Annotated in this window: 4 protein-coding genes, 4 tRNA genes and 1 rRNA gene; 8 read left to right on the top strand and 1 reads right to left on the bottom strand. The window is 49.4% G+C overall.

The window, feature by feature from the left end; genetic code table 11:
- The 3 genes from rrf to birA form a co-directional block, all read left to right on the top strand.
- A 5S ribosomal RNA gene (gene rrf / locus ACSIPU_RS29995) occupies positions 1-78 on the top strand; the annotation flags it as partial.
- A 139-nt stretch (positions 79-217) separates the two neighbouring features.
- On the top strand, positions 218-1,273 hold the full coding sequence (murB, locus tag ACSIPU_RS29990; protein WP_259653295.1) for a UDP-N-acetylmuramate dehydrogenase: 1,056 nt from the start codon (positions 218-220) through the stop codon (positions 1,271-1,273).
- Entirely contained in the window at positions 1,270-2,232 is a 963-nt protein-coding gene (gene birA, locus ACSIPU_RS29985) for a bifunctional biotin--[acetyl-CoA-carboxylase] ligase/biotin operon repressor BirA (RefSeq protein WP_004109737.1), read from the top strand. Before murB ends, birA begins: the two co-directional genes overlap by 4 nt.
- Before the next feature lie 26 nt (positions 2,233-2,258).
- On the opposite strand, the gene coaA is transcribed toward birA, so the two are convergent.
- Positions 2,259-3,209, bottom strand: a complete 951-nt coding sequence (gene coaA, locus ACSIPU_RS29980) for a type I pantothenate kinase (protein ID WP_004109734.1) — start codon at positions 3,207-3,209, stop codon at positions 2,259-2,261.
- A gap of 439 nt (positions 3,210-3,648) precedes the next feature.
- On the opposite strand from coaA, the gene ACSIPU_RS29975 reads away from it, so the two are divergent.
- The 5 genes from ACSIPU_RS29975 to ACSIPU_RS29955 form a co-directional block, all read left to right on the top strand.
- Positions 3,649-3,724, top strand: a tRNA-Thr gene (locus ACSIPU_RS29975).
- Positions 3,725-3,734: 10 nt separating this feature from the next.
- Positions 3,735-3,819: transfer RNA gene (locus tag ACSIPU_RS29970), tRNA-Tyr, on the top strand.
- 119 nt (positions 3,820-3,938) lie between these two features.
- A tRNA-Gly gene (locus tag ACSIPU_RS29965) sits at positions 3,939-4,013 on the top strand.
- 5 nt (positions 4,014-4,018) lie between these two features.
- Positions 4,019-4,094, top strand: a tRNA-Thr gene (locus ACSIPU_RS29960).
- A gap of 116 nt (positions 4,095-4,210) precedes the next feature.
- Positions 4,211-4,458: GTP-binding protein (locus ACSIPU_RS29955; RefSeq protein WP_044807133.1), on the top strand; the 248-nt coding region annotated here is incomplete at its 3' end.

The raw sequence follows: 4,458 nt of genomic DNA, 5'->3' as shown, positions 1-4,458 counted from the left end.
GCCGAACTCAGAAGTGAAACGCCGTAGCGCCGATGGTAGTGTGGGGTCTCCCCATGTGAGAGTAGGGAACTGCCAGGCATCAAACAAGTGAAGAGCCCATCCTGACGGATGGGCTTTTTGCGTTTCCGGGGTTTAACAATTCCTCCTGATAACGCCATGGTCTCTCGTCAACCCACGACGATCGGGCAAGCCTTCCCTCGCTATATACGGTAAACTAATGCAGATTTTGCATCTGGAAGCCACTATGAGCCACTCACTTAAGCCCTGGAATACCTTCGGTCTTGACCGTTCCGCCAGCGCGATTGTACGCGCCGAAACTGAAAAACAGCTACTGGATGCCTGGCAGAATGCCGTTGCAAAGCGCCAGCCAACTCTTATCCTTGGTGAAGGAAGTAACGTCCTGTTTCTGAAGGATTATTCCGGCACGGTGATTATCAACCGTATTATGGGTATAGAAGTGAGTGAAACACCTGACGCCTGGCATTTGCACGTGGGCGCGGGAGAAAACTGGCATCAGCTGGTACAGTTTGCGCTAAATAATGGAATGCCTGGTCTGGAAAATCTGGCCTTAATTCCTGGCTGCGCCGGCTCCTCGCCGATTCAAAATATTGGAGCTTATGGCCTTGAGTTAAAAAAGGTTTGCCAGTACGTCGATTGTATTGAGCTGGCGACCGGGCAGAAGCAACGACTCACCGCTGCTGAGTGTCGCTTTGGCTATCGGGATAGCATTTTTAAGCATGAGTATCAGGACCGCTATGCCATCGTAGCCGTTGGTTTGATCTTACCAAAGGCATGGCAGCCCGTTTTGACCTATGGCGATTTAACCCGGCTGGATCCGCAAACCGTCACTCCCCAACAGGTATTTGATGCTGTATGCCATATGCGCATGACCAAACTTCCCGATCCAAAAGTGAATGGAAATGCGGGAAGCTTCTTTAAGAACCCGGTTGTTAGCACGGAGAAGGCTAAAGCGCTACTGACCGCCTATCCAAACATCCCTCACTATCCACAGCCCGATGGCAGCATGAAGCTTGCCGCCGGCTGGCTTATCGATCAATGCCAGCTTAAAGGAAAAGTGATTGGCGGTGCAGCGGTACACAGCCAGCAGGCACTGGTATTAATCAATGATAATCAAGCAACCAGTGAGGATGTGGTTAAGCTGGCACACTATGTACGTCAGCAGGTTGGTGAAAAGTTTGATATCTGGCTGCAACCAGAAGTGCGCTTTATTGGCGAAACGGGCGAAGTGAATGCCGAGGAGACTATCGCATGAAAGACTATACCGTCCCTCTGACGCTGATATCCATATTAGCTGACGCTGAATTCCATTCAGGTGAACAACTTGGTGAGCGTTTAGGGATGAGCCGCGCCGCAATCAACAAACACATTCAAACGTTACGCGACTGGGGAATTGACGTCTTCACCGTTCCGGGTAAAGGCTACAGTTTACCTGAGCCCATTCAGCTTCTGGATGAAGAGCAGATCGCCAGGCAGATTGAACACGGGCGGGTCACCGTGCTACCGGTTATTGATTCCACCAACCAGTATCTTATGGACCGACTCGGTGAGCTGCAATCCGGTGATGCCTGCGTGGCTGAATATCAGCAGGCCGGTCGCGGCCGCCGCGGGCGTAAGTGGTTCTCTCCGTTTGGATCTAATCTTTATCTATCAATGTACTGGCGACTGGAGCAGGGCCCTGCCGCCGCCATTGGTTTGAGCCTGGTCATCGGGATCGTGATTGCCGAAGTGCTGCAAAGCCTGGGGGCGGATAAAGTACGGGTAAAATGGCCGAACGACCTCTATTTGCAGGACCGGAAACTGTCCGGGATCCTGGTCGAGCTGACGGGGAAAACCGGCGACGCAGCGCATATCGTTAGCGGCGCAGGGATTAATTTAATGATGCGCCGCGTTGAGTCTGACGTTGTCAATCAGGGCTGGATCAGCCTGCAGGAAGCGGGGATGACTATCGATCGTAATACGTTAGCAGCTTGTCTAATTAAAGAGCTGCGGGCGGGGTTTAAACTTTTTGAGAACGAAGGCTTAGCACCCTATCTGACCCGCTGGGAAAAGCTGGATAACTTTATTAATCGTCCGGTTAAACTTATTATTGGCGATAAAGAAGTCGTGGGTATCTCTCGAGGCATTGATGCTCAAGGAGCATTATTACTGGAGCAAGATGGGGTAATAAAACCCTGGATTGGCGGTGAGATATCATTGCGAAGCGCGGAATAAAAAAAGGGGAGCTGACGCTCCCTTCTTTATTTCCTTAAACGCACCTGATTAACTGAGTGGTTTGCGCTTTTGGTCATTATAAGGCTTGCTCGCTCGCGTGTCGGTAGGATGTTTTCTTTTAAATTCAGAAGATTAATCTCATTCCAGAGCGATGTGGCAACATTAATTGCTTCATCTTTAGACAGCTGAGCATAGCTATGAAAATAGGAGTCCGGGTCGGTAAATGCGCCTTCGCGAAATTTCAAAAAACGGTTGATATACCAGGTCTTAAGCAGTTCTTCTGGCGCATCGACATAAATTGAAAAATCCACAAAGTCCGAAACAAATACATGGTGCGGATCGTGAGGATAATCCATCCCGCTCTGCAGAACATTTAATCCTTCAAGAATTAATATATCAGGCTGAGTAACGGTTTTATCCCCATCAGGAATGACGTCATAAATCAGATGAGAATAGACCGGCGCGGTGGCGTCAGGAACCCCGGATTTCAGGTCGGAGACGAATTTAACCAGGCGGTGCATATCATAAGACTGCGGGAAGCCTTTTTTCTTCATCAGGCCGCGCTCTTTCAGTACGGCGTTAGGATGCAGAAAACCATCCGTAGTAATCAATTCTACGTGACGATGTTCAGGCCAGCGGCTAAGTAAAGCCTGGAGTACGCGCGCGGTGGTGCTTTTCCCGACGGCCACGCTACCCGCAATGCTAATGATGTACGGAATGCGTTGCCCGTTGGTGCCCAGGAATTGTTCCAGTACAGCCTGTCGGCGCAAATTGGAGCTGATATAGAAATTGAGTAAACGCGACAGCGGCAAATAAATTTCCGCTACTTCTTCCAGGGAAAGATCTTCGTTGATGCCTTTTAACCGCGTGATTTCTTCTTCTGTTAGCGTCATCGGAACGGAATCACGAAGTGCAGCCCATTGGTCGCGGTTAAATTGTAGATACGGTGTCATTAACGTTTGCTCTTTTAGGCTCATAAGCATGCTCTTGCAACCGCCGAATGACATGAAGGCGGAGTGCTTCACACTAGTTAATCAGGACAATGGGCAGGAGGGTAACACCAGATTGCGAGGAATAATAAGAAAAAAACTCATTGAATGATGCTTTCTAAAGGTAGCATCACAGAGATGAATGGTTTAGCAAGGGCATATAAAGTTCTCAGTAGAAGCATCCGGCTTATTCAGTGAATATTGTGACCGGGTTGCGATGTATCGATGCCGCTTTAGCAGTTTGGAAGAGGATTTTGCTCTCTTCGACAATCGTTTCTATGGAGAAGGTTGGCGTATTTTTGTGCTGCTCTGTTTGAAATTACACCATTTTTTCTCGCCAGAGCACAAAATGTGAGCAATAGAACATTTTCTGCAATTTTTTAGTTGCATGAACTCGCAGGTCTCCCTAGAATGCGCGCTACTTGATGCCGACTTAGCTCAGTAGGTAGAGCAACTGACTTGTAATCAGTAGGTCACCAGTTCGATTCCGGTAGTCGGCACCATCAAGTGCCTGGTGGGGTTCCCGAGCGGCCAAAGGGAGCAGACTGTAAATCTGCCGTCATCGACTTCGAAGGTTCGAATCCTTCCCCCACCACCATCTTTCGGCAACGCTTTGCGGAGCCAGAGTTGATTGGTTAAACTGGTCAGCTCAAACAGAAAAAGAGACGCTTCTCTTTTTTTTGTTATAGAAAGAACTGGGTAGCCGAGTTTCAGGATGCGGGCATCGTATAATGGCTATTACCTCAGCCTTCCAAGCTGATGATGCGGGTTCGATTCCCGCTGCCCGCTCCAAACGTGCTGATATGGCTCAGTTGGTAGAGCGCACCCTTGGTAAGGGTGAGGTCCCCAGTTCGACTCTGGGTATCAGCACCACTTCTTTATCTCTCCTCCCCTGTTTCTCTCTAGTTTATTGCATTCAACAAGTCGGGCATGTTGCCCGGTTGATGTGGTGATATCACCGATTTATCCGTGTCTTAGAGGGACAATCGATGTCTAAAGAAAAGTTTGAACGTACAAAACCGCACGTTAACGTCGGTACTATCGGCCACGTTGACCATGGTAAAACAACGCTGACCGCTGCAATCACTACCGTTCTGGCTAAAACCTACGGCGGTGCTGCTCGCGCATTCGACCAGATCGATAACGCGCCGGAAGAAAAAGCTCGTGGTATCACCATCAACACTTCCCACGTTGAATATGACACCCCGACTCGCCACTACGCGCACGTAGACTGCCC

Source organism: Klebsiella sp. HN106 (assembly GCF_051209435.1).
GTDB lineage: Bacteria > Pseudomonadota > Gammaproteobacteria > Enterobacterales > Enterobacteriaceae > Klebsiella > Klebsiella oxytoca.
Note: the sequence above shows the minus strand (reverse complement) of the source record. Positions and strands in the feature narration are given on the sequence as shown.